Source organism: Dryocola baronae (assembly GCF_051297175.1).
In the GTDB taxonomy this organism is placed as follows: Bacteria; Pseudomonadota; Gammaproteobacteria; order Enterobacterales; family Enterobacteriaceae; genus Dryocola.
This window is the reverse complement of the sequence record NZ_JBINNY010000001.1, coordinates 1,086,288-1,109,460: the sequence shown is the minus strand read 5'-3', so window position 1 is coordinate 1,109,460 and position 23,173 is coordinate 1,086,288. Positions and strand designations below refer to the sequence as shown.

General features: G+C 57.3%; 18 protein-coding genes, 5 tRNA genes and 1 pseudogene. 8 read left to right on the top strand and 16 right to left on the bottom strand.

From position 1 onward, the window contains the following. Nucleotides 1-84: 84 nt before the first annotated feature. From gshA to ACSPHG_RS05040, 16 genes are all read right to left on the bottom strand, one after another. Nucleotides 85-1,644 carry a glutamate--cysteine ligase gene (gene gshA / locus ACSPHG_RS05115; protein WP_435955944.1) on the bottom strand — a complete coding sequence of 520 codons (1,560 nt, stop codon included), beginning with the start codon at nt 1,642-1,644 and terminating at the stop codon, nt 85-87. A 64-nt stretch (nt 1,645-1,708) separates the two neighbouring features. Beyond that, nucleotides 1,709-2,137 (bottom strand): YqaA family protein, encoded by a 429-nt coding sequence (locus ACSPHG_RS05110; protein ID WP_435952441.1) that lies wholly within the window; start codon nt 2,135-2,137, stop codon nt 1,709-1,711. Next, nucleotides 2,134-2,700 (bottom strand): fructose-1-phosphate/6-phosphogluconate phosphatase, encoded by a 567-nt coding sequence (gene yqaB / locus ACSPHG_RS05105; protein WP_435952440.1) that lies wholly within the window; start codon nt 2,698-2,700, stop codon nt 2,134-2,136. Before yqaB ends, ACSPHG_RS05110 begins: the two co-directional genes overlap by 4 nt. Before the next feature lie 292 nt (nt 2,701-2,992). After that, a tRNA-Arg gene (locus ACSPHG_RS05100) sits at nt 2,993-3,069 on the bottom strand. Between the two features lie 201 nt (nt 3,070-3,270). Further along, nucleotides 3,271-3,347, bottom strand: a tRNA-Arg gene (locus ACSPHG_RS05095). A 66-nt stretch (nt 3,348-3,413) separates the two neighbouring features. Then, nucleotides 3,414-3,490 (bottom strand) — tRNA-Arg (locus tag ACSPHG_RS05090). A 196-nt stretch (nt 3,491-3,686) separates the two neighbouring features. Further along, nucleotides 3,687-3,763: transfer RNA gene (locus ACSPHG_RS05085), tRNA-Arg, on the bottom strand. A gap of 4 nt (nt 3,764-3,767) precedes the next feature. After that, nucleotides 3,768-3,860: transfer RNA gene (locus ACSPHG_RS05080), tRNA-Ser, on the bottom strand. A 345-nt stretch (nt 3,861-4,205) separates the two neighbouring features. Further along, nucleotides 4,206-4,391, bottom strand: a complete 186-nt coding sequence (gene csrA, locus ACSPHG_RS05075) for a carbon storage regulator CsrA (RefSeq protein ID WP_013574027.1) — start codon at nt 4,389-4,391, stop codon at nt 4,206-4,208. 248 nt (nt 4,392-4,639) lie between these two features. Further along, a complete protein-coding gene (alaS, locus tag ACSPHG_RS05070; protein WP_435952439.1) occupies nt 4,640-7,267 on the bottom strand; it encodes an alanine--tRNA ligase in 2,628 nt (875 codons plus the stop codon). A 139-nt stretch (nt 7,268-7,406) separates the two neighbouring features. Next, nucleotides 7,407-7,919 (bottom strand): recombination regulator RecX, encoded by a 513-nt coding sequence (recX, locus tag ACSPHG_RS05065; protein ID WP_435952438.1) that lies wholly within the window; start codon nt 7,917-7,919, stop codon nt 7,407-7,409. Between the two features lie 90 nt (nt 7,920-8,009). After that, nucleotides 8,010-9,074 (bottom strand): recombinase RecA, encoded by a 1,065-nt coding sequence (gene recA, locus ACSPHG_RS05060; RefSeq protein WP_435952437.1) that lies wholly within the window; start codon nt 9,072-9,074, stop codon nt 8,010-8,012. Nucleotides 9,075-9,158: 84 nt separating this feature from the next. Then, on the bottom strand, nt 9,159-9,668 hold the full coding sequence (gene pncC / locus ACSPHG_RS05055) for a nicotinamide-nucleotide amidase (RefSeq protein ID WP_435952436.1): 510 nt from the start codon (nt 9,666-9,668) through the stop codon (nt 9,159-9,161). Between the two features lie 129 nt (nt 9,669-9,797). Next, complete coding sequence (locus tag ACSPHG_RS05050; protein WP_435952435.1) at nt 9,798-10,676, bottom strand: metal ABC transporter substrate-binding protein; 879 nt, start codon at nt 10,674-10,676, stop codon at nt 9,798-9,800. Beyond that, nucleotides 10,673-11,557: a metal ABC transporter permease gene (locus ACSPHG_RS05045; RefSeq protein WP_435952434.1), complete on the bottom strand. Its 885-nt coding sequence runs from the start codon at nt 11,555-11,557 to the stop codon at nt 10,673-10,675. Before ACSPHG_RS05045 ends, ACSPHG_RS05050 begins: the two co-directional genes overlap by 4 nt. Beyond that, nucleotides 11,554-12,267 carry a metal ABC transporter ATP-binding protein gene (locus ACSPHG_RS05040; RefSeq protein WP_435952433.1) on the bottom strand — a complete coding sequence of 238 codons (714 nt, stop codon included), beginning with the start codon at nt 12,265-12,267 and terminating at the stop codon, nt 11,554-11,556. Before ACSPHG_RS05040 ends, ACSPHG_RS05045 begins: the two co-directional genes overlap by 4 nt. A 722-nt stretch (nt 12,268-12,989) precedes the next feature. Here ACSPHG_RS05040 and ACSPHG_RS05035 point away from each other — a divergent pair. The 8 genes and pseudogenes from ACSPHG_RS05035 to gutM all read left to right on the top strand — a co-directional run bounded on the left by ACSPHG_RS05035 (nt 12,990) and on the right by gutM (nt 23,131). After that, nucleotides 12,990-15,713: a cation-transporting P-type ATPase gene (locus tag ACSPHG_RS05035; RefSeq protein ID WP_435952432.1), complete on the top strand. Its 2,724-nt coding sequence runs from the start codon at nt 12,990-12,992 to the stop codon at nt 15,711-15,713. Nucleotides 15,714-15,851: 138 nt separating this feature from the next. Continuing rightward, nucleotides 15,852-16,682, top strand: a pseudogene (locus tag ACSPHG_RS05030) (efflux RND transporter periplasmic adaptor subunit); the annotation flags it as partial. Between the two features lie 27 nt (nt 16,683-16,709). Then, nucleotides 16,710-19,805 carry an efflux RND transporter permease subunit gene (locus ACSPHG_RS05025; RefSeq protein WP_435952431.1) on the top strand — a complete coding sequence of 1,032 codons (3,096 nt, stop codon included), beginning with the start codon at nt 16,710-16,712 and terminating at the stop codon, nt 19,803-19,805. A gap of 155 nt (nt 19,806-19,960) precedes the next feature. Beyond that, nucleotides 19,961-20,509, top strand: coding sequence for a PTS glucitol/sorbitol transporter subunit IIC (gene srlA, locus ACSPHG_RS05020; RefSeq protein ID WP_435952430.1), 549 nt, complete (start codon nt 19,961-19,963; stop codon nt 20,507-20,509). A gap of 9 nt (nt 20,510-20,518) precedes the next feature. Further along, nucleotides 20,519-21,484: a PTS glucitol/sorbitol transporter subunit IIB gene (gene srlE, locus ACSPHG_RS05015; protein ID WP_435952429.1), complete on the top strand. Its 966-nt coding sequence runs from the start codon at nt 20,519-20,521 to the stop codon at nt 21,482-21,484. Nucleotides 21,485-21,495: 11 nt separating this feature from the next. After that, nucleotides 21,496-21,858, top strand: a complete 363-nt coding sequence (gene srlB / locus ACSPHG_RS05010) for a PTS glucitol/sorbitol transporter subunit IIA (protein ID WP_435952428.1) — start codon at nt 21,496-21,498, stop codon at nt 21,856-21,858. A 29-nt stretch (nt 21,859-21,887) separates the two neighbouring features. Next, nucleotides 21,888-22,667, top strand: a complete 780-nt coding sequence (gene srlD, locus ACSPHG_RS05005) for a sorbitol-6-phosphate dehydrogenase (RefSeq protein ID WP_435952427.1) — start codon at nt 21,888-21,890, stop codon at nt 22,665-22,667. 104 nt (nt 22,668-22,771) lie between these two features. After that, on the top strand, nt 22,772-23,131 hold the full coding sequence (gene gutM, locus ACSPHG_RS05000; protein ID WP_435952426.1) for a transcriptional regulator GutM: 360 nt from the start codon (nt 22,772-22,774) through the stop codon (nt 23,129-23,131). The last annotated feature ends 42 nt before the right edge of the window (nt 23,132-23,173 follow it).

Sequence of the window (23,173 nt, the reverse complement as noted above, 5' to 3'; positions counted from 1 at the left end):
ATATGAAAGACGCGCATTTGTTATCATCATCCCTGTCTTCAGAGATGAATATTTTGGCCACATTGATTGTGGCCATTTTCTTTTCTAGCGCGACTGTTTCTCAATCCACGTTTCAAACGGCTCGGTATCACCGGCTTCAATCTCACGCTGACGCTGCCAGGAAGCATCATGCTCCTTCTGCAGAACGTCTGCGGTTAAGATCTCCAGCGGTTCCTGAATCAGCATCTGACGATACTGCTCCGCCAGCGCAAGCCCGGTGCCACCAATACCATTATCAATCATAGAACGCAGAATGCGCGCTGAATACGTCAGTTCCGGATCGTCGAAGCAGGCAACCAGCCGATCGCACACCTGCTGGTATTCGTCGTTTCCGGCGATGCCGTCAAGCGTTTCGGCCACGCGGCGCAGGTCGGCGAACAGATCTTTGCCCACTTTTGACAGCGGATGCTGCGCGGTTTCGCAGCCGATACCGAGCGTCAGGCCCGGCTTGCGCCCTTCCAGAATCACGCGGTTCCAGTTGGTGCGCGTGCACAGCAGCTCGTCGCTGCTCATTTCAGGGGCATCCGCCAGCACGCACCAAATCATAAACAGGTCGAGGAAGCGAATCTGCTGCTCGTCCATGCCGATTGGCGAGAACGGGTTAATATCCAGCGAGCGAACTTCAATGTACTCGATGCCGCCGCGCAGCAGCGCATCTGACGGCGATTCGTCTTTCGCGGTAACGCGTTTAGGGCGAATCGGCGCGTAAAGTTCGTTCTCAATTTGCAGCACGTTGGTATTGATCTGCAGACGTTTGCCGTCTTTTTCCAGACCAATCTTCGCGTACTCTTCAGAAGGCGTTTTAATCGCCTGCTTCAGCCCTTTAACGTAAGTTTGCAGGTCGTTAAAGGTGATGCCGAGGCTGCTCTGCGATTTATTGGTATAGCCCAGATCGCTCAGACGCAGGGAAGTCGCGTACGGCAGATAGTTCATGCCGCATTCGGTCTTTTCGAACGGCAGCGAACTTTCTTTGCCCTGCAGGAACGATGAGCAAATCGCTGGCGACGCGCCGAACAGGTATGGAATAACCCAACCGAAGCGGTAGTAGTTGCGGATCAGTCGGAAATACCCGGCTGAAATCTCTTCTTTACCGCTTTCCGCGTCTTTAATGCCCAAACGGGCTTTCCAGAACTCCAGCGGCAGCGAGAAATTGTAGTGCACGCCGGAAATGGTCTGCATCAGCGCGCCATAGCGGTTTTTCAGGCCTTCGCGATACAGGGTTTTCATCCGCCCGGTATTGGAAGAGCCGTATTGCGCCAGCTCGATGTTCTGACCGTCGTCGATATAGCACGGCATGCTCAGCGGCCACATGCGTTCTTCACCCAGTTCACGGGCAACATGGCGATGGATATCGCGCATGAAGGTCAGCATGTGGTCGATGTCACCGTCTACCGGGGTAATAAATTCCAGCAGGGCTTCGGCGAAGTCTGTTGTGATCCATTTATGTGTCAGCGCTGAGCCGAGGCTTTCGGGATGACCTGTCGTTGCCAGCTCGCCCGTAGGCGTAACCCGCAGTGTTTCGCGTTCAAGACCGCGACAAATGCCCTTTACTGCCTGAGGATGCTTTTCCAGCCAGGCCAGCGCCTGTGATACGTCCGGGATCAAATTGACCTCCCGCCTGTCGAATTCATTTTTATTAAGCATAATTGTAAAAGCTCGCGCCCTGCAATTATTGCCACCACGCCATGCTTTGTACCGTTGCAGCCGCGACAACGATATAGCGAATCGCTTTGCCAAGGCATAAAAAAAAGATTACCGGTCCCCACGCCAGACGTAACCATCCGGCAAGCAGGCACAAAAGGTCGCCAACCAGCGGCAACCAGCTCAGTAATAAAGCTGCCGGGCCAAAACGAGTCAGCCAGGCGGTCGCTTTTCCCTGCCAGCGTGAGGTTCCACGCTGCGGTACAAAACGACCCAGAATAACGTTAGTCAGCCCACCGAGGCTATTACCCATTGTTGCTATTAAAACGAGTAACCAGGTTGGGCCGATTCCCGCCACCAACAATGCGACCAGCACAGCTTCTGAACTGCCGGGTAGCAAGGTGGCGCTAAGAAAACTGCTGGTAAATAACGAAGCCAGTGACAGCAGGTCACTCACAGCAGGCGAACGTCCACGCCGTCCATTCCTGCCGCACGTGCTGCCTGCAGGCCAAAGTCAGCGTCTTCAAACACGACGCACTTCTGTGGCGCTACGCCCATCAGCTCGGCGCAGAGCAAGAAAGTATCGGGAAAAGGTTTGTGATTTTTGACATGGTCAGCGGCGACAACGGCCGTGAAGTAATGACGTAAACCGAGATGGTTAAGCAGCGCTTCAGCGATATCGCTCTCGCTGCCTGTGCCGACCGCCATAGGGCGACGGCCGTGCCAGGCTTTCACGACATCAATGAGCGGCAGCGGACGCACCGTATCAAGCAGCATTGCTCTGACGGCCTGCGTTTTTTCCTGAGCCAGAAAATGGGGGTCGAGATCGGCCTGATGACTTTCGATGATGGCCTGCGCAATACGCCAGGTTGGAGAACCGTTTAGGGCAACCATAGCCTGTTCGTCAAACTGCATGCCGTAGCGAGAGAGCGTCTCATTCCACGCCTTGCGGTGTGTCGGTTCGGTATCGAGGATGGTTCCGTCCATATCGAAAATAAGCCCGTCGTAACGTTCGTACATCTCATCCCTCACATCACCTAATGTCGAGGCGTTACTTTAGCGTAAACAGCCAAAATTGTCGCTTGTTGTGACGGAGTTAGTTCAGGGGGTGATGAATTTAGATAACGGGTAGTTGCGATTTATTAGGATTTTTGAGAGAAAAATTGAGGGAGTGAAATGGTGCATCCGGGAGGATTACTTGCCGAAGGCTCGCCCTAAAGGGCCGTTGCTAAAGCAACGTTATCTTCCCTGGTGCTGGCGGAGAAATCGACTTTCTCTGGCACACTATCATCGTTAATAGTTGGGAGTAATATGGTGCATCCGGGAGGATTCGAACCTCCGACCGCTCGGTTCGTAGCCGAGTACTCTATCCAGCTGAGCTACGGATGCATCAGGGGGTACTACTTTACTGCTGATTCAATATCATCAAGCAGACTTAATAATATCGAAGAAGAATGGTGCATCCGGGAGGATTACTCGCCGAAGGCTCGCCCTAAAGGGCCGTTGCTAAAGCAACGTTATCCTCCCTGGTGCTTGCTGAGAAATCGACTTTCTTGGGCACACCATCATCGCTGATAGTTGGGAGAAATATGGTGCATCCGGGAGGATTCGAACCTCCGACCGCTCGGTTCGTAGCCGAGTACTCTATCCAGCTGAGCTACGGATGCATCAGGGGGTACTGCTTTACTACTGATTCAATATCATCAAGCGGACTTAATAATATCGAAGAAGAATGGTGCATCCGGGAGGATTCGAACCTCCGACCGCTCGGTTCGTAGCCGAGTACTCTATCCAGCTGAGCTACGGATGCACAGGGGGTAATGCTTTACTACTGATTCAATGCCACTCATCTAGCCGCAACATTGATGAAGATGGTGCATTCGGGAGGATTACTCGCCGAACGCTCGCCCTGAAGGGCCGTTGCTAAAGCAACGTTATCCTCCCTCATACTTGCTCAGAGTGCTAATCTCTCTGACACACTCTCATCGCTGAAAGTGAAAGGAAGATGGTGCATCCGGGAGGATTCGAACCTCCGACCGCTCGGTTCGTAGCCGAGTACTCTATCCAGCTGAGCTACGGATGCAAAATGGCGGTGAGGCGGGGATTCGAACCCCGGATGCAGCTTTTGACCGCATACTCCCTTAGCAGGGGAGCGCCTTCAGCCTCTCGGCCACCTCACCACACGCCTCTTGCGAGTGCTTCAAGTTACTCGTAAGAGCTTCTCGTCGCTGCGTGGCGCACATATTACTTTCTGGGACTTATAAGTCAAACAATTTTTCCCGACTCGACATCGATTGCACAAATCCCACGCAATTAGCGTAATTTGGAAACAAAAAGAGTGTTTTATCAACAGGCAAGATCGCGTTTCCAGCAAAAGGACGTGCAGAGTTTTTCGCGTTATAGCGAAGCCTGGGAGTGATTAAGGAAAGATTGCGAGAAAATGAAGCGACAATTACAGAGAGAAAATAAGAAAACCGAGGGGATAAAAGTAGCGTCTCGCCAATTGCTGGCGAGACGCAGTAACTTTAGTAACTCGTTTGTTGCGATTTTTCAGCCTGGATACGTTGGTAGATCTCTTCGCGGTGTACAGAGACTTCTTTCGGGGCGTTCACACCAATACGAACCTGGTTGCCTTTCACCCCAAGCACAGTCACGGTCACCTCATCCCCAATCATGAGGGTCTCACCAACTCGACGAGTCAGAATAAGCATTCTTTGCTCCTTGAAAGATTAAAAGAGTCGGGCCTCTGGCGTATCCCGGCATTATCCATCATATAACGCCAAAAAGTAAGCGATGACAAACACATAAAGTGTAAGCAGTCACGGCATTACATTCTGTTATGACTAAGTTTAGCCGATATACTCAACTTCAACCTGACTTTATCATTATCGATAGTGTGTAGATGTTCGGGCGCTGGCTCACAAAATCAAGCCTGCGCCCGCTTACACTTTATTTTTACTTAGAGCTTAGCCGCGACCCAGGCTTCAACGCCGGACAGCGCGCCAGGCAAGGCCGCCGCGTCTGTACCGCCTGCTTGAGCCATGTCCGGACGACCACCACCCTTGCCTCCAACCTGCTGTGCAACCATGCCCACCAGTTCCCCCGCTTTTACGCGGTCGGTAACGTCTTTGGAGACACCAGCAATCAGAGAAACCTTACCTTCTGACACGGTCGCCAGAACGATTACCGCTGAGCCAAGCTGATTTTTCAGGTCATCGACCATGGTGCGCAACATTTTAGGTTCAACGTTGCTCAGCTCGCTCACCAGCAGCTTCACGCCTTTCACTTCTACCGCTTTGCTGGAAAGATTTGCGCTCTCCTGCGAAGCCTGCTGCTCTTTTAACTGCTGCAACTCTTTCTCAAGCTGGCGGGTACGCTCCAGCACCGAACGCACTTTGTCGTTCAGGTTCTGGCTGTCGCCCTTAAGCAGTTGAGCAATGTCGTGCAGCTGGTCGCTCTGCGCGTGCAGAATCGCCAGCGCGCCTTCGCCGGTTACGGCTTCAATACGACGTACGCCCGCCGCAGTACCAGACTCAGCCACGATGCGGAACAGGCCGATATCACCGGTACGGCTAGCGTGTGTACCACCGCACAGCTCGGTTGAGAAATCACCCATGCTCAATACGCGCACGTGATCTTCATATTTTTCGCCAAACAGCGCCATTGCGCCCTTCGCTTTTGCCGCTTCGAGATCCATAACGTTGGTTTCGATCGGCAGGTTGCGACGGATTTGGGCGTTAACGATATCTTCAACCGCGCGCACTTCAGATGGCTTCATCGCTTCGAAATGCGAGAAATCAAAACGCAGGCCTTTATCGTTAACCAGAGAACCTTTCTGAGCGACGTGAGTGCCCAGAACCTGACGCAGCGCTGCATGCAGCAGGTGAGTCGCGGAGTGGTTCAGACGAATGCGCGCGCGGCGTTCTTCGTCTACTTCGGCCTTCACGCTGTCACCCACTTTCAGCACGCCGCTAACCAGCTTGCCAAGATGACCAATCGCCTGGCCGTATTTTTGAGTGTCGTTAACCGCGAAGTCGATACCTTTGCCCTTGATGACGCCTTTATCGCCAACCTGGCCGCCGGATTCGCCATAGAATGGCGTTTCGTTCAGCACAACAACCGCATCCTGGCCCGCTGCAACCTGCTCAACGGGCTTGCCGTCAACAAACAGCGCGGTCACTTTCGCGTTCAGGTCGAGATGGTCATAGCCTTTGAAGGCTGATGCAGAATCCACGCGGATCATGCTGTTGTAATCGGCACCGAAACCGCTGGATTCGCGCGCACGACGGCGCTGCTCTTCCATCGCAGCTTCAAAGCCTGCTTCGTCAACTTTCAGATTACGCTCGCGGCAAACGTCCGCCGTCAGGTCAACCGGGAAGCCGTAGGTGTCATACAGACGGAAGGCAGTTTCGCCGTCCAGCGTATCGCCTTTCAGGTTTGCCAGCTCTTCGTCCAGCAGCGCCAGGCCGCGTTCCAGAGTACGGGCAAACTGCTCTTCTTCGGTTTTCAGCACTTGCTCAACCAGCGCCTGCTGGCGTTTCAGCTCGTCGCCAGCGGAACCCATCACGTCTACCAGCGGGCCAACCAGCTTGTAGAAGAAGGTGTCTTTCGCGCCAAGCATGTTGCCGTGGCGAATAGCGCGACGAATGATGCGGCGCAGAACGTATCCACGGCCTTCGTTGGACGGCGTCACGCCATCGGCAACCAGGAAAGCACAGGAGCGGATGTGGTCTGCAATGACGCGCAGAGACTTGCTGGTCAGATCGGTTGCGCCGGTGACCTGAGCCACGGACTTAATCAGCTTGCTGAACAGGTCGATTTCGTAGTTGGAGTTCACGTGCTGCAAAACGGCAGCGATACGCTCCAGGCCCATACCGGTATCAACAGACGGCTTCGGCAGCGGCAGCATGGTGCCGTCCTGCTGACGGTTGAACTGCATGAAGACGATGTTCCAGATCTCAATATAGCGGTCGCCATCTTCTTCAGCACTGCCCGGAGGCCCGCCCCAGATGTGGTCGCCATGGTCGAAGAAAATCTCGGTGCACGGGCCGCAAGGGCCGGTGTCACCCATCTGCCAGAAGTTGTCAGACGCGTAGGCCGCGCCTTTGTTATCGCCAATGCGGATAATGCGCTCGCGGGGAACACCAACTTCTTTTTCCCAGATTTCGAAGGCTTCGTCATCGGTTTCGTAGACGGTCACCCACAGACGATCTTTTGGCAGATTGAACCATTGTTCGCCGGTCAGTAATTCCCATGCGAAGTTGATTGCGTCGTGTTTGAAGTAGTCACCGAAGCTGAAGTTACCCAGCATTTCGAAGAAAGTGTGGTGACGCGCAGTGTAGCCGACGTTTTCCAGATCGTTGTGCTTACCGCCCGCACGTACACAACGCTGAGAGGTTGTGGCACGGGTATAGTTACGCTTGTCCAGACCCAGGAAAACATCCTTAAACTGGTTCATCCCGGCGTTGGTAAACAGCAAAGTCGGATCGTTATTCGGCACCAGGGAGCTGCTCGCTACGACCTGGTGACCTTTACTATGGAAAAAATCGAGAAACGCCTGACGGATCTCAGCGGTGCTCTTGCTCATATTTATCCTGAAATCAAGCTAATAGGGTGTTGTAAACCAGACATCCGCCGCAGCAATGCTGAAGAGGCAGCCAGCTTACCTGGAAAAAAGTGGGAATAAGATAAGTTTTCTTACCGGGGAAGTAAAATCCAGGATCAACCTAATCGGCAAAATTTCGATAGATGCCCTGGATATCCTCCATAAAGAAGCCTCGATACAAAAGAAAACGCTGCACTTTGGCGCGTTCCTTCCATTCGGTTGGCAGCGGTTCGCCAAACTTCCTTTCGGCCATTTCACGCGCCATCGCCTGCCAGTCAACTTCGCACTCCATCATCGCGGCTTCGCTGGTCGTCCTGTCGATGCCCTTTTGCTGTAGCTCCTGGCGGATACGCTGCGGCCCGTAGCCCTTACGGCTGCGGCTGGCGATAAAGCGCGTGGCAAAATTGGCATCATCCAGCCAGCGGTGCTCATAGCACCAGGCAATGACTTTTTCGATATCTTCAGGGGTGAAGGCTGGCGCTTCCGTATTCTGGCTACCGGGAAAAGTGGGCGCGGCGGTAAGCTTTCGGCGCAGCTCGTGCTCGCTGTGATCGCGCATGGCAAGAATGCGGGTGGCTTTGTCCAGCAGGCGAGCATAAGCGCTGCGGCGTGGCGTTGGGTTTGAATCAGACATAACAGATGGCCTGTTAAGAAAACGATGAACTGAGGGTATTGCGTTAAAGCAGAAAAGAACAGGGGTTGCCTTAGCAACCCCTGGGATAAATTAGAACTCTTCGTTGGTTTCCGCGGCGTCTTTGTCGTGGTCGTCAACGGTAAAGTCCGGTGTGCCATCCTGATTGTTGAGCAGCATTTCGCGTAGTTTCTTCTCGATTTCTACGGCCATTGGCTTGTTCTCTTTCAGGAAGTTACTGGCGTTGGATTTACCCTGGCCAATCTTCTCACCGTTGTAGCTGTACCATGCACCCGCTTTTTCAATCAGCTTGTGCTTCACGCCCAGGTCAACCAGCTCACCGTAGAAGTTGATGCCTTCACCGTAAAGGATCTGGAATTCAGCCTGCTTAAACGGTGCCGCGATTTTGTTTTTCACGACCTTCACGCGGGTTTCGCTGCCGATAACGTTGTCGCCATCTTTTACCGCACCGATGCGACGGATATCCAGACGCACGGAAGCGTAGAATTTCAGCGCGTTACCACCGGTGGTGGTTTCCGGGTTACCGAACATCACGCCGATCTTCATACGAATTTGGTTGATGAAGATAAGCAGCGTGTTGGACTGCTTCAGGTTACCGGCCAGCTTACGCATCGCCTGGCTCATCATACGAGCCGCAAGGCCCATGTGAGAGTCACCGATTTCGCCTTCGATTTCCGCTTTCGGCGTCAGAGCCGCCACGGAGTCAACGATGATAACGTCTACGGCACCGGAGCGAGCCAGCGCATCACAGATTTCCAGCGCTTGTTCACCGGTATCAGGCTGGGAACACAGCAGGTTGTCGATATCAACGCCAAGTTTCTTCGCGTATACCGGGTCCAGCGCGTGTTCCGCATCGATAAACGCACAGGTTTTACCTTCACGTTGTGCGGCACCGATAACCTGCAGGGTCAGGGTTGTTTTACCTGAGGATTCTGGTCCGTAGATTTCAACGATACGGCCCATTGGCAGGCCACCGGCCCCCAGAGCGATATCCAGTGAAAGTGAGCCGGTAGAGATCGTTTCAACATCCATGGAACGGTCTTCACCCAGACGCATGATGGAGCCTTTGCCGAATTGTTTTTCAATTTGGCCCAGAGCTGCCGCTAACGCCTTCTGTTTGTTTTCGTCGATAGCCATTATTACTCCTGTCATGCAGGGTGAGGCGCGGATGCGCTACGCTGCGTTCTCAATTTGATTCGTTGAGCCAATTATACTGTATGGTCATACAGTATCAAGCTTATTTTTTAGAAATTCTTCCCAGAGGGTTTGCAAGGCATATTCCGTGGACCTGCGCCTGACGGTGTCGCGGTCCCCTTCGAAAAGCTGGTGGCGCACAATCGTGCCTTCCTGCTTTGAGGCAAAGCCAAACCACACGGTGCCGACGGGTTTTTCTTTGCTTCCGCCGTTCGGCCCGGCGATACCGCTGACGGAAATCGCGTAGTCTGCCGCAGCGGCATACAGCGCGCCCTGCGCCATTTCGCGCACTACGGCTTCGCTCACCGCGCCATGGGTTTCCAGCGTGCCGCTGTCTACGCCAATCATCTGGTGTTTAGCTTCATTACTGTAGGTCACAAAGCCGCGTTCAAACCAGGCGGAGCTGCCCGACACATCGGTAATAACCTTGGCTATCCACCCGCCGGTGCAGGATTCTGCCGTGGTCACGGTCGCCCCCAGTTTCCCGAGCGCTTCGCCCACCTGATTGCTTAACTGACGCAAAGTTTTCTCTGTCATAGTGGCTCCGATTGTAGACAAATCACAGGACATCAAGATAGCACTTTACAGCGCTTTCAGGGGATTACATCAGGAAGCTCGAGGCGGGTTCCAGAAGTGAAAAAGGCCAGCAAACGCTGGCCCTGATGTTTACTTCATGCTGTCGGCTATCGTTTCGACGTTGTGTTTAAACGCCATTTCATAAGTGCTTGCCGGGCCACCCGCCGGGGATAGCGCTTCGGGATAAAGCTCACCGCCGGGCTTTGCGCCGCTGGCCTGTGCAATCTGCTGCACCAGCCGCGGGTCCGTCTGATTCTCAATAAAGTAGGTTTTAATGTGCTGCTCTTTAAGCTGTTTGATTAAGCCCGCCACATCGCTTGCGCTCGCCTCAGCCTCGGTTGAAAAGCCCACCGGCGCCAGGAACGTCACGCCATAGGCTTTGCCAAAATAGCCGAAAGCGTCATGGCTGGTCAGCACGTGGCGGCGCGCCTTGGGAATCTGTGCAAAACGCGTTTTTGCCCAGCTATCAAGAAGCTTGAGGCGCGTGACGTATTCGGTGCCCGTTTCGCGAATGGCTGGCGCATCTGCCTCATCGGCGGCCATCAGCGCGTTCATAATATTCGTCGCATAGACCGCGCCGTTTTCCGCGCTGTTCCAGGCGTGGGGGTCGGTAATGGTTTTGCCGTCTTCCTCCATACTGCGGGTATCCACGCCCTGCGAGGCCACCACCACCTTGCCTTTATAGCCCGACGCGCTCACCAGGCGTTCCATCCACCCTTCCATGCCAAGCCCGCTGACGATCACCACGTCGGCATGGCTCAGCGCCACGCTGTCCTTAGGCGACGGCTCAAAGCTGTGGGGATCGCCGTTCGGGCCGACCAGGCTTGTCACCGTAACGTGCTCGCCGCCCACCTGCTTTACCATATCCGCCAGCACGGTAAAGCTGGTCACCACATTCAAATTCTTCGCCAGTGCTGCCTGGCTTGAAAGCGCCAGCACCAAAGACAGCGCCATCCCAAAACGTTTCATTTAATCCCCTTGCTGATTGATAACCCACCCCGGTATAGGCTCCAGGCGAGCCCACCGCGTGGGCCGAAAAGAACCGATATAAAGAATGCAATGCTCGCGGTCAGCACGATGGCAGGCCCAGCGGGCAGAGCGGCGGCAAACGACCAGGCTAGCCCAAGCCAGGCGCAGCACAGACCGCAGAGCACCGCCGCCAGCATGGTGCCGGGCAGCGTTTTCGCCCAGCAGCGCGCGGACACGGCGGGCAGCATCATCAGCCCCACGGACATCAGCGTGCCGAGGATCTGAAAACCCGCCACGAGATTGAGCACCAGCAGCGCGAGGAACACGCCGTGCAGCAGATGCGGCGTCAGGCCGCTGTTCACCCGCAGGAAAGCGCGGTCAAAGGTTTCCATCACTAAACCGCGATAAAGCAAGGCGAGCAGCAGAAGCGTAACGCTTGCGATAACGCCCACGAAGATCGTCGCCCGGCCGTTGACGGCAAGAATGGAGCCGAAAAGCAGATGCAGCAGATCGACGCTCGATCCGCGCAGGGAAATCAGCGTCACGCCTAGCGCCAACGAGCCCAGATAGAATCCGGCGAAGCTCGCGTCCTCTTTAAGATTGGTGCGGGCGCTTACCAGGCCCGAAACCAGCGCCACCAGCACGCCCGCCATAAAGCCGCCAATGCCCATCGCCACCAGCGACATTCCCGCCAGCAGATACCCCACCGCCACGCCCGGCAAAATCGCGTGGGATAACGCATCCCCCACCAGGCTCATGCGACGCAGCAGCAGAAAAATCCCCAGCGGAGCGGTGCTCAGGGAAAGCGCCAGACAGGCGACCAGCGCGCGGCGCATAAATCCGTAGTCGATAAACGGAGCAATTAATAAATGGTAAATCATGCGGATAGCGCCAGATTAAAGCCTGTTGGCTGATAGCGAGGCAAAACCTCTGACGCCGCGCCCCAGTGGCAGGCATCGGGGCCGAGGAGCAAAACCTGTGGGAAATGGCTTTCCACCAGCGCGTTGTCGTGCAGCACCGCAATCACCGTCTGGCCCGCCTCGTGCATATGGCAGATAAGGGCCATCAGGAACCGGCTGGTTTGCGCGTCAACGCCGGTAAAAGGTTCGTCCAGCAGCACCAGCGGCGCGTCCTGCACCAGCAGGCGAGCGAAAAGCATGCGCTGAAACTGCCCGCCGGAAAGAGTTTCGATTGGCGCCCGCCGCAGCTCGCTCAGTCCAACGCGTTCGATAGCGTGGCAGACGCGCAGCCGCTGCTGACGGCGCAGCCCGGAAAACAGCCCGCGCGCGGGCCAGCTTCCCATGCAAACCACATCGTAGACCGTGGCGGGGAACTGGCGATCCATTTCCGCAAGCTGCGGCAGCCAGGCGATACGCGGGGATTTATCGCCCGCGAATGAAAGCCGCCCTGATACCGCAGGCTGGAGCCGCAGCAGCGTTTTCAGCAGCGTGGATTTCCCGCTGCCGTTAGCACCGATAACGGCGGTCATGCTGCCCTTTGCAAAGCTTCCGCTGATTGGCGGCGTCACCGCCCTGCCCTGATAGCCGAGCACGGCCTGTTCAAGCGCGATCATGGCAGGGCTATCGCCCACAGAATGGCCATCCACAGAAGCGACAGCAAAAGCGCTACGGCAACGAAGCGCAGAGTGGACGAAGCGGTGAACAGCGTCCTTAAAGGAGAAATCGACATGGAAAGGGCCCGCATTGATTTGTTATAACATAACATAAATCAACTTAAGACCATTGTAAATTCCTCATTTACACTTCGAGAAAATCGAGGCGTTGTAGCTTAAAATTCGTCCTAAAGAAGCCGTTCCTTCTACAATTAATTAACAAAATAAGGGCAAAAGAGAAAAATAATTCCCACTTATATTTATCGAGCCATCAGAAATTGATCGCCAGGCAACCACAATAAATACGCTATGTAAATTATTGTCCCCCCTCTCGCCTCAATGTAAATAAACCTAAATACTTAAGTTTATTAAGTCATATACTTTACGAAACTATAAGTCCCTACACCAATGACTACAGCAATGAAAATTGCCATTAAAATATAAGCAATTAAGCGTTTAACACTATAGATCTCAAACATAATTTTTCCTTATTTATCATTAAGATAATCAATATAAACATTGTCTTTCTAAATATAACCTAAACAGCGATTACAAACTCATGTGTACATAATCCTTAGGCTGTAAGAATTGTCCTAGATCAAAAAACGCATACATCAATTTCATTAATATTTTCACACAGAGTTATTTCAATTGTTTTCATTTTATATTTTCACTCGCTTTACCTTGAAGGAATTAATATTTTGACTAAGCCTATCCCTGAGAAAAACAAATTTTCATCGCCGCCTGCCGGAGCTGAAAAATTGTATTACCACATGTCAGTGGAGGACGTGTTAGAAAAGAAGTCGAGCCAGCCTTCCGGACTGAGCCGCAAAGAAGCGCAGGCGCGCCTGGCCGACGTAGGCCCGAACGCCCTGCCGCAAAAGAAAGGCAAGCCCGCCTGGCTGCGCTTTCTCGCCCACTTCCATGACGTATTGATCTATGTCCTGCTCGCCGCCGCGGTATTGACCGCGCTGATGGGCCACTGGGTCGATACGCTGGTTATCCTTGGCGTGGCGGTGGTCAACTCGCTGATCGGCCACATCCAGGAAAACAATGCGGAAAAATCGCTGCAAAGCATTCGTAATATGCTCGCAAGCGAAGCCGTGGTGATTCGCGACGGCAGTCACGAAACCATCCCCACCACGGACTTAGTCCCGGGCGACATCGTCGTGCTGCGGGCGGGTGACCGCATTCCCGCAGACTTACGCGTGATGGAAGCCCACAACCTGCGGGTTGAAGAGGCCATTCTCACCGGCGAATCCACCGTTGTGGATAAGCACGCCAACGCGCTGGAAGGCGAGCTGTCGCTGGGCGACCGCACCAACCTGCTGTTTTCCGGCACCACCATCAGCGCGGGTGGCGGCACCGGCGTGGTTATCGCCACCGGCGCGGATACCGAGCTTGGGCATATCAACCAGATGATGTCCGGCATCGAAAAACACCGCACCCCGCTGCTGGTGCAGATGGACAAGCTCGGCAAAGCCATCTTCATGCTGATTCTGGCGATGATGGCCGCCCTGTTCGTCTTCAGCCTTGCGCTGCGCGACATGCCGATAAGCGAGCTGATGCTCTCGCTGATAAGCCTGGCCGTTGCTTCAGTGCCGGAAGGCCTGCCCGCCATCATCTCGATTATTCTCTCCCTCGGCGTGCAGACCATGGCCCGCAAGCGCGCCATTATTCGCAAGCTGCCAACGGTGGAAACGCTTGGCGCCATGACGGTGGTTTGCTCGGATAAAACCGGCACCCTGACCATGAACGAAATGACGGTCAAAGCGATTATCACCGCCGACGCCTGCTACCGCGTTGAGGGCGACAGCTACGAGCCGGTGGGCGAAATCCATCAGGATGGCAGCGACTCGCCGGTAAGCATCCAGCCCGGCAGCGTGCTCGAGCGCTATCTGCGCACCATCGATCTGTGCAACGACAGCCAGCTGATGAAAGACGAAAACGGCCACTGGACGATTACCGGCGGCCCAACCGAAGGCGCGCTGAAGGTGCTGGCGGCCAAAGCGAATCTGCCAACCGCCGACGCGAAGCTCGTTAATAAAATCCCGTTCGATTCACAGTACAAATACATGGCGACCCACTACCTGCTGGGCGGCGAAGAGCTGGTGCTGATGACCGGCGCGCCGGACGTCATCTTCTCCCTGTGCGAGCAGCAGTTTAGCCACAAAGGCAGCGAGCCGTTTAACCGCCAGTATTGGGAAGAAGAGATGGCGCGCTACGCTCGCGAAGGCCTGCGCATGGTGGCCGCCGCGTACAAACCGGTAAGCGGTGAAATGCACAGCCTGGCGCACAGCGATCTGCAAACCGGTCTGGTGTTCCTCGGCATCGCCGGGATGATGGACCCGCCGCGTCCGGAGGCTGTCGACGCCATCCGCGTCTGCCAGCAGGCCGGGATCCGCGTGAAGATGATCACCGGCGATCACCCGCAGACCGCGATGAGCATCGGCCAGATGCTGGGGATCGGCAACAGCGAGAAGGCCGTCACCGGCTACGAGCTTGAGAAAATGAACGACGCCGAGCTGGCGGAAGCCGCCGTGCAGTTCGATATCTTCGCGCGCACAAGCCCGGAGCATAAGCTGCGCCTGGTGAAAGCCCTGCAGGATAAAGGCGAGATCGTCGGCATGACCGGCGACGGCGTGAACGACGCCCCGGCGCTCAAGCAGGCGGACGTCGGCATCGCGATGGGCATCAAGGGCACGGAAGTGACCAAAGAAGCCGCCGATATGGTCCTCACCGACGATAACTTCGCGTCCATCGCCAGCGCCGTAAAAGAAGGCCGCCGGGTTTACGACAACCTGAAGAAAACCATCCTGTTCATCATGCCGACCAACCTGGCGCAGGGGCTGCTGATCGTTGTCGCGCTGCTGGCGGGGAATATTATTCCGCTGACGCCGGTGCTGATTCTGTGGATGAACATGGCAACCTCCGCCACGCTCTCCTTCGGCCTGGCCTTTGAGGCCGGCGAGCGCAACATCATGAACCGGCCGCCGCGCAACCCGGCGCTGCACGTGATGGACGGCTTTGCCGTCTGGCGCGTGGCCTTTGTCGGCACGATGATCGCCATCGCCGCCTTTGCGCTGGAAGCCTGGATGCAGCCGCGCGGCCACAGCCCGGAGTTTATCCGCACCGTGCTGCTGCAGACGCTGGTTACCGCGCAGTGGTTCTACATGCTGAACTGCCGCGTGAGCAACGGCTTCTCTCTGTCCCGTGGCCTGCTCGCCAACAAGGGCATCTGGCTGGTCAGCGGAGTGCTGCTGGTGCTCCAGCTGGCGATTATCTACCTGCCGTTTATGCAGATGCTGTTTGGCACCGTGGCCATTCCGGCCCGCTACTGGGGCGTTACCCTCGCGGTTGGCGCGGTGATGTTCCTGATTGTGGAAATGGAAAAACCGCTGACCCGTCGCTTCCGTAAGGGTTAACCGCCAGCACCTCATCGTTTTGCCCCCTCTCCCGATGGGAGAGGGCCGGGGTGAGGAGGAAAAACTTCGCCCTCATCCCAACCTTCTCCCCCAGGAGAAGGGGCAGGACAGATTTGAACATCGCTTCCCAGGAAATCTATGAATCGTTATCTCCGACCGGCAGCCCTGGCCGCTGCCCTTGCCCTCGCTTTGCCCGCGTTTGCCATAGCCGTTCTGCCGATGGCCGAAAGCAGCGTCGCCCAGGAGCGCCGTCTGCCGGGCCGCGTCGAGGCCGTTCACGCCGTGGATTTACGCAGCCGCATTGAAGGCGTGATTACCCGCGTTCACTTCACCGACGGCCAGCAGGTCAAGCAGGGCGACCTGCTTATTGAGCTGGACGACGCCGAGCACCGCGCAGCATTGCAGCTCGCCCAGGCGGAACTGCGCAGCGCCGAGGCGTCACTGCGTCAGGCCCAGCAGCTTCTCGACCGCTACCAGCGCCTGCAAAACACCAACGCCATCAGCAGGAACGATGTCGATACCGCCCGGATGCAGCGTGATGTTTCCCGCGCCGCCGTGGAGCAGGCGAAAGCGCGGGTTGAAACCCGCGAAATCACGCTCGGCTACACGCGCATTATCTCGCCGGTAACGGGACGAATCGGGCACAGCCGCTTCCATCAGGGAAGCCTGGTGAACCCGGCCAGCGGCACGCTGGTGGATATCGCGCAGCTCGACCCGATCCGCATCTCGTTTGCCATCGAAGAAAGCGCGTTCTTTCACAAGGCGGGCGAACACCCGGACATCACCGCGCTAAAAGAGGCCTGGATACCGGAAGTGGAGCTTGCCGGGGAGCGCGTGGCGGGCCAGCTGGTTTCCGTCGATAACCACGTCGACTCCCGCACCGGCAGCGTGACGCTGCGCGGCGAGTTCGCCAACCCGCAGCAGCGCCTGCTGCCCGGTGGCAGCGTCGTTGTCTGGCTAACCCCGCGCGCCGCCGCCGAAAAGTAAGGAGCCATCATGCTGACATTCTTCCTTCGTCGCCCGCGCTTCGCGATGGTTATCGCCCTTGCCGTCGCCATGCTGGGGGCCATCGCCCTGAAAATCATCCCGGTGGAGCAGTACCCGCAGATCACCCCGCCGGTGGTTAACGTCAGCGCGTCTTATCCCGGCGCCAGCGCTGCGGACGTTGCCGAAGCCATTGCCGCCCCGCTGGAAACCCAAATCAACGGCGTAGACCACATGCTGTACATGGAATCCACCAGCTCGGATGACGGCAACTACAGCCTGACCATCACCTTCGCTGCGGGCACCGATGCGGATCTCGCCGCCATCGACGTGCAAAACCGCGTGGCGCAGGCGGTGGCGCAGCTCCCAACCGAGGTGCAGGAGCTCGGCGTTCAGGTTCGTAAACGCGCCACCAACCTGCTGCTGGGGGCCAGCCTGTTCTCGCCAAACCAGACGCACGATTCGCTGTTCATCAGCAACTACGCCAGCACGCACGTGCGCGACGCGCTGGCGCGCCTGCCGGGCGTGGGCCAGGTGCAAATGTTCGGCGCGCGCGATTACAGCATGCGCATCTGGCTGCGTCCGGACCGCATGAACGCGCTCGACGTCACCGCCGACGACATCAGCACCGCGCTGCGCCAGCAGAACGTGCAGGGCGCGGCGGGGCAAATCGGCACGCCGCCGGTCTTCACCGGCCAGCAGCAAACCCTGACCATCAACGGCCTGGGCCGCCTGAGCAGCGCCGAGGAGTTCAGCAAAACGATTATCCGCACCGGCCCCGGCGGGCAGCTCGTGCGGCTGGCCGATGTCGCAAACATCGAGCTTGGCGCGCGCAGCTACCAGTCCAGCGCCCGCCTGAACGGCATTGAATCCGCCTATCTCGCGATTTACCCGACGCCTTCCGCCAACGCGCTGAGCGTATCCAAAGCCGTGCGCGCGGAGCTGGGCAGGCTGGCGGAACGCTTCCCCGACGATCTGATCTACGAGGTGAAGTTTGACGCCACCGAGTTTGTCTCCGCCACCATCAAAGAAATCGGCGTTTCGCTGGGCCTGACCATGCTGGTCGTGGTGCTGGTGGTATCGCTGTTTTTACAAAGCTGGCGCGCGACCTTTATCGTCACCACCGCCATTCCCGTTTCGCTTATCGGCACCTTCGCGGTGCTCTACGTGCTGGGCTATTCCGCAAACACGCTCAGCCTGTTCGCCATTATTCTGGCGCTGACGATGGTGGTGGACGATGCCATCGTAGTGGTGGAAAGCGTGGAAACGCTGATGGCGGAAGGCCTCGACCGCATGACCGCCACCGGCAAGGCCATGCAGCTGATCGCCGGGCCGGTGATCGCCACCACGCTGGTGCTGCTGGCGGTGTTCGTGCCGGTCGCCATGCTGCCGGGGATCGTCGGCGAGCTTTATCGTCAGTTTGCCGTCACGCTGTCCACCGCCGTTACGCTCTCAAGCCTGGTTGCGCTAACGCTAACGCCCGCCCTGTGCGCCATGCTGTTACGTCCGCGCGTTGCCGCACCCGGCCCGCTGTTCCGCGCTTTTAACCTTGTGCTGGACAAAACGCGCGACGGCTACGGCAGGCTTATTGCCCGGCTTAACCGTCGCCCGTGGCTGGCGTTAGTCGCCACGGTTGGCGCGGCCGTCGTTGTCGCGCTCAGCTTTATGACCATGCCGAAGGGCTTTCTGCCGCCGGAGGATCAGGGGTATTTCTTTGCCAACGTACAGCTCCCGGAAGCGGCATCCCTTGAGCGAACCGAAATCATCATGGAGAAAGCGCGGCTGGCCATCGCCGACAACCCGGCGGTTGCGGACGTGATCATGGTTTCTGGCTTCAATATTTTAAACGGCACCACCACCTCGAACGGCGGGTTTATGTCGGTCATGCTGAAGCCCTGGAACGATCGCCCGCACATCGACAGCGTGATGGCGCAAATTCAGCAGAAGGTGGCGCAGATCCCGGGCGCGACCATCATGGCCTTTGCCCCGCCGACGCTGCCGGGTCTCGGCAACGCGTCCGGCTTCGACCTGCGTCTTCAGGCGCAGATGGGGCAAAGCCCGGCGGAGCTTGAGCAAACCACGCGCATGATTCTGGCGAAGGCGAACCAGCATCCCCAGCTTAGGGCGGTGTTTACCACCTGGAGCAGCACGGTGCCGCAGCTTACGCTGAACGTCGATCGCGATCGCGCCGCGCTGCTGGACGTGCCGGTTTCACGCATTTTCAGCACGCTGCAAACCGCCTTCGGCGGGACGCGGGCCGGGGATTTCACCGTAAACAACCGCGTTTACCACGTGGTGGTGCAGAACGAAATGAGCTGGCGCGAGCGGGCCGAGCAGATTAGCGATATCTACGTGCGCAGCGACGGCGGCGAGCGGGTTCGGCTCAGCAACCTGGTGACGGTCACGCCAACCGTCGGCGCGCCTTTCCTCCAGCAGTACAACCAGTTCCCGTCGGTGGCGATTAGCGGTTCCGCCGCCGAAGGCGTCAGCAGCAGCACGGCGATGTCCGCGATGGCGGATCTGCTCGAAGAAAATCTGCCCGCGGGCTACGGCTACGCGTGGAGCGGCCTGTCGTGGCAGGAGCAGCAGACCGGCAACCAGGCGGTGTGGATCGTGCTCGCCGCCGTGGTGATGGCCTGGCTTTTTCTGGTGGCGCAGTATGAAAGCTGGACGCTGCCCGCGAGCGTGATGCTTTCGGTGCTGTTTGCTATCGGCGGCGCGCTGCTGTGGCTGTGGTGGGCGGGCTTTGCCAACGACGTCTACGTGCAGATCGGCCTGGTGCTGCTGATAGCGCTGGCGGCCAAAAACGCCATTCTGATCGTCGAGTTTGCCCGCACGCTGCGCGAGCAGGGCCAGTCGATACACGAAGCCGCACGCCTGGGCGCAACCCGCCGCTTTCGGGCGGTAATGATGACCGCCGTGTCGTTTATCCTCGGCGTCCTGCCGCTGATGCTGGCGACCGGAGCCGGAGCCAACAGCCGCCGAATCATCGGCACCACGGTGTTCAGCGGCATGCTGGTGGCAACGGTTATCGGCATCGTCTTTATCCCGGCGCTGTTCGTGCTGTTCCAGCGCATGCGCGAGTGGGCCCACTCCCGCGTCAAATAACTCCTTTCTCGCCTCCTCCGCGAGGCGAAAATCTTTCATTTCGATAGATTTATATTTCACAATGATATCTAAATAACATGCTTTGATGTTTCAAAGTGATTATTATGGGTTTCAGCCGGGAAGAACGGCGAGCAACTACCCTACAGGAGACAAAAATGATCGACATGATTACCCACGGGGCGGAATGGTTTATTGGCCTGTTTCAGAAAGGCGGTGAGGTATTTACCGGCATGGTGACCGGGATCCTTCCCCTGCTGATCAGCCTGCTGGTGATAATGAACGCGCTGATTAACTTTATCGGCCAGCACCGCATTGAACGCATGGCGCAGCGCTGCGCCGGTAACCCCGTTTCGCGCTACCTGCTGCTGCCCTGCATCGGCACCTTCGTGTTCTGCAATCCGATGACCCTGAGCCTCGGGCGCTTCATGCCGGAGAAGTACAAGCCGAGCTATTACGCCGCCGCTTCCTATAGCTGCCACTCGATGAACGGCCTGTTCCCGCACATCAACCCCGGCGAACTGTTCGTTTATCTGGGCATCGCCAGCGGGCTGACGACGCTCGGCCTGCCGCTGGGGCCGCTCGCGGTGAGCTACCTGCTGGTGGGCCTAGTCACCAACTTCTTCCGCGGCTGGATTACCGACCTCACCACGTCAGTCTTCGAGAAAAAAATGGGCATCGAGCTGGAACGTCAGGTACGTCTATAAGGAGAAATCATGACTAAAAATATTCGCATTGAAAAAGGCCAGGGCGGCTGGGGCGGCCCGCTGATTATCCCGGTCGATCCGCAGAAAAAGATCGTTTACATCACCGCAGGCACCCGCCCGGCGATCGTCGACAAGCTCAGCGAAATGACCGGTTGCCAGGCCGTGGACGGCTTTAAAGAGGGCGAGCCGCCGGAAGCGGAGATCGCGATGGCGGTTATCGACTGCGGCGGCACCCTGCGCTGCGGGCTGTATCCGAAGCGGCGCATTCCGACGATTAACATCCACGCCACCGGCAAATCCGGCCCGCTTGCGCAGTATATCGTCGAGGATATTTACGTGTCCGGCGTGCGCGAAGAGAACATCAGCTGGGCCAGCGGCGAACCGCTGACGGCGGAGAAACCCGCGCAGCGCGACTACGACACCAGCAAGAAAATCACCGAACAAAGCGACGGCCTGCTGGCAAAAGTCGGCATGGGCATGGGCTCCGCGGTGGCGGTGCTGTTCCAGGCCGGACGCGACACCATCGACACGGTGCTGAAAACCATCCTGCCATTTATGGCGTTCGTGTCGGCGCTGATCGGCATCATTATGGCCTCCGGGCTGGGGGACTGGATTGCCCACGGCCTGGCGCCGCTCGCCAGCAACCCCATCGGCCTGATTACCCTGGCGCTGATTTGTTCGTTCCCGCTTCTTTCGCCGTTCCTCGGCCCCGGTGCGGTTATCGCTCAGGTTATCGGCGTGCTGATCGGCGTGCAGATTGGTCAGGGGCATATCCCGCCGCACCTGGCGCTCCCTGCCCTGTTTGCCATTAACGCCCAGGCCGCCTGCGACTTTATTCCCGTAGGGCTTTCGCTGGCGGAAGCGAAGCAGGACACGGTGCGCGTCGGCGTGCCGTCGGTGCTGGTTGGCCGCTTCCTGACGGGCGCGCCTACCGTGCTCATCGCCTGGCTGGTGTCCGGCTTCATCTATCAATAAGGAACAGCGTGATGCAGACCATTTATCAGACCACCATCACCCATATCGGCCAGTGCGCCCGCGAGGCGCTGGATGACAACATGCTGATCACCTTCCGCGAAGGGGCTCCGGCGGATATTCAGGATTTCTGCTTTATCCACTGCCACGGCGAGCTGACCGGCACGCTCAGGCCGGGCATCGGCTTTGAGCTTAACGGCCAGCATTACGACGTCACCGCCGTCGGCGAAGTGGCGCAGCAAAACCTGCAGGAGCTGGGGCATATCACCCTGCGCTTCGACGGCGGCGAGCGGGCGGAATATCCCGGCACCGTACACGTCAACGGCCCGCTGCCGCAGGGCATAGAAACGGGCTGCCAGCTGAAATTTGTCGCATAGAAATCGCATTTAAACGAAAGGAGTGGAATATGAATCAGGTTGCCGTTGTCATCGGTGGAGGGCAGACGCTCGGGGCGTTTCTTTGCCATGGGCTTGCCCAGGAAGGCTACAAAGTTGCCGTGGTGGATATTCAAAGCGAGAAGGCCGCCCGCGTGGCGCAGGAGATTAACGAACAGTACGGAACGGGCACCGCCTGGGGATTTGGCTCCGACGCCACCAGCGAACAAAGCGTCACCGCGCTGGCCCACGGCGTTGACGAGATTCTCGGCAAGGTCGATCTGCTGGTTTATAGCGCGGGCATCGCCAAGGCGGCGTTCATCGGCGATTTTGCGCTGGGCGACTTCGACCGTTCACTACAGGTGAACCTCGTGGGCTACTTCCTGTGCGCCAGGGAGTTTTCGCGCCTGATGATCCGCGACGGCATCAAGGGGCGCATCATCCAGATCAACTCCAAGTCCGGGAAAGTGGGCAGCAAGCACAACTCCGGCTACAGCGCGGCGAAGTTTGGCGGCGTGGGGCTGACCCAGTCGCTGGCGCTGGATCTGGCGGAATACGGCATTACGGTACACGCGCTGATGCTGGGCAACCTGCTCAAATCGCCGATGTTCCAGTCCCTGCTGCCGCAGTACGCGGAAAAGCTCGGCATCGCGGCCGACGAGGTGGAGCAGTATTACATCGACAAGGTGCCGCTTAAGCGCGGCTGCGACTATCAGGACGTGCTTAACACGCTGCTGTTTTACGCGAGCGACAAGGCCTCGTACTGTACCGGGCAGTCGATAAACGTGACCGGCGGACAGGTGATGTTTTAAATCGTTAGTAAGCGTCGGGTGGCGCTGCGCTTACCCGACCTACGCCGTCATTCGTAGGGTGGATAAGCGGAACGCGCCATCCACCGTTATTTTCTGGAGAAACCATGATCAACGCACTTATCGCTCTCGCGGTCATCGCCTGGCTTAGCCAGCTGCTGCTGGGCGGCTGGCAAATTCGCCTGTTCAACCGCGCGTTTGACCGACTCTGCCAGCAGGGCGCGGTCGGCGTTGGCCGTTCGTCTGGGCGCTTTAAGCCGCGCGTGGTGATCGCGCTCGCTTTCGACGAGCGGCAAAACGTTCGCGACAGCCTGATGATGAAAGGCATCACCGTTTTCGCTCAACCGCGGCCTTTATCGCAGCTGCACGGCAAGAATCGCCAAGATTTGCAGCCCGATGTGATCTTTCCCCATGATCGAAACTGTCAGAATGCTCTATCATTAGCGCTTAAACTGAAACAGGGTTAATTTCGTTTCGAATGCTTATTGCTTGCGAAATTACCGAATCGA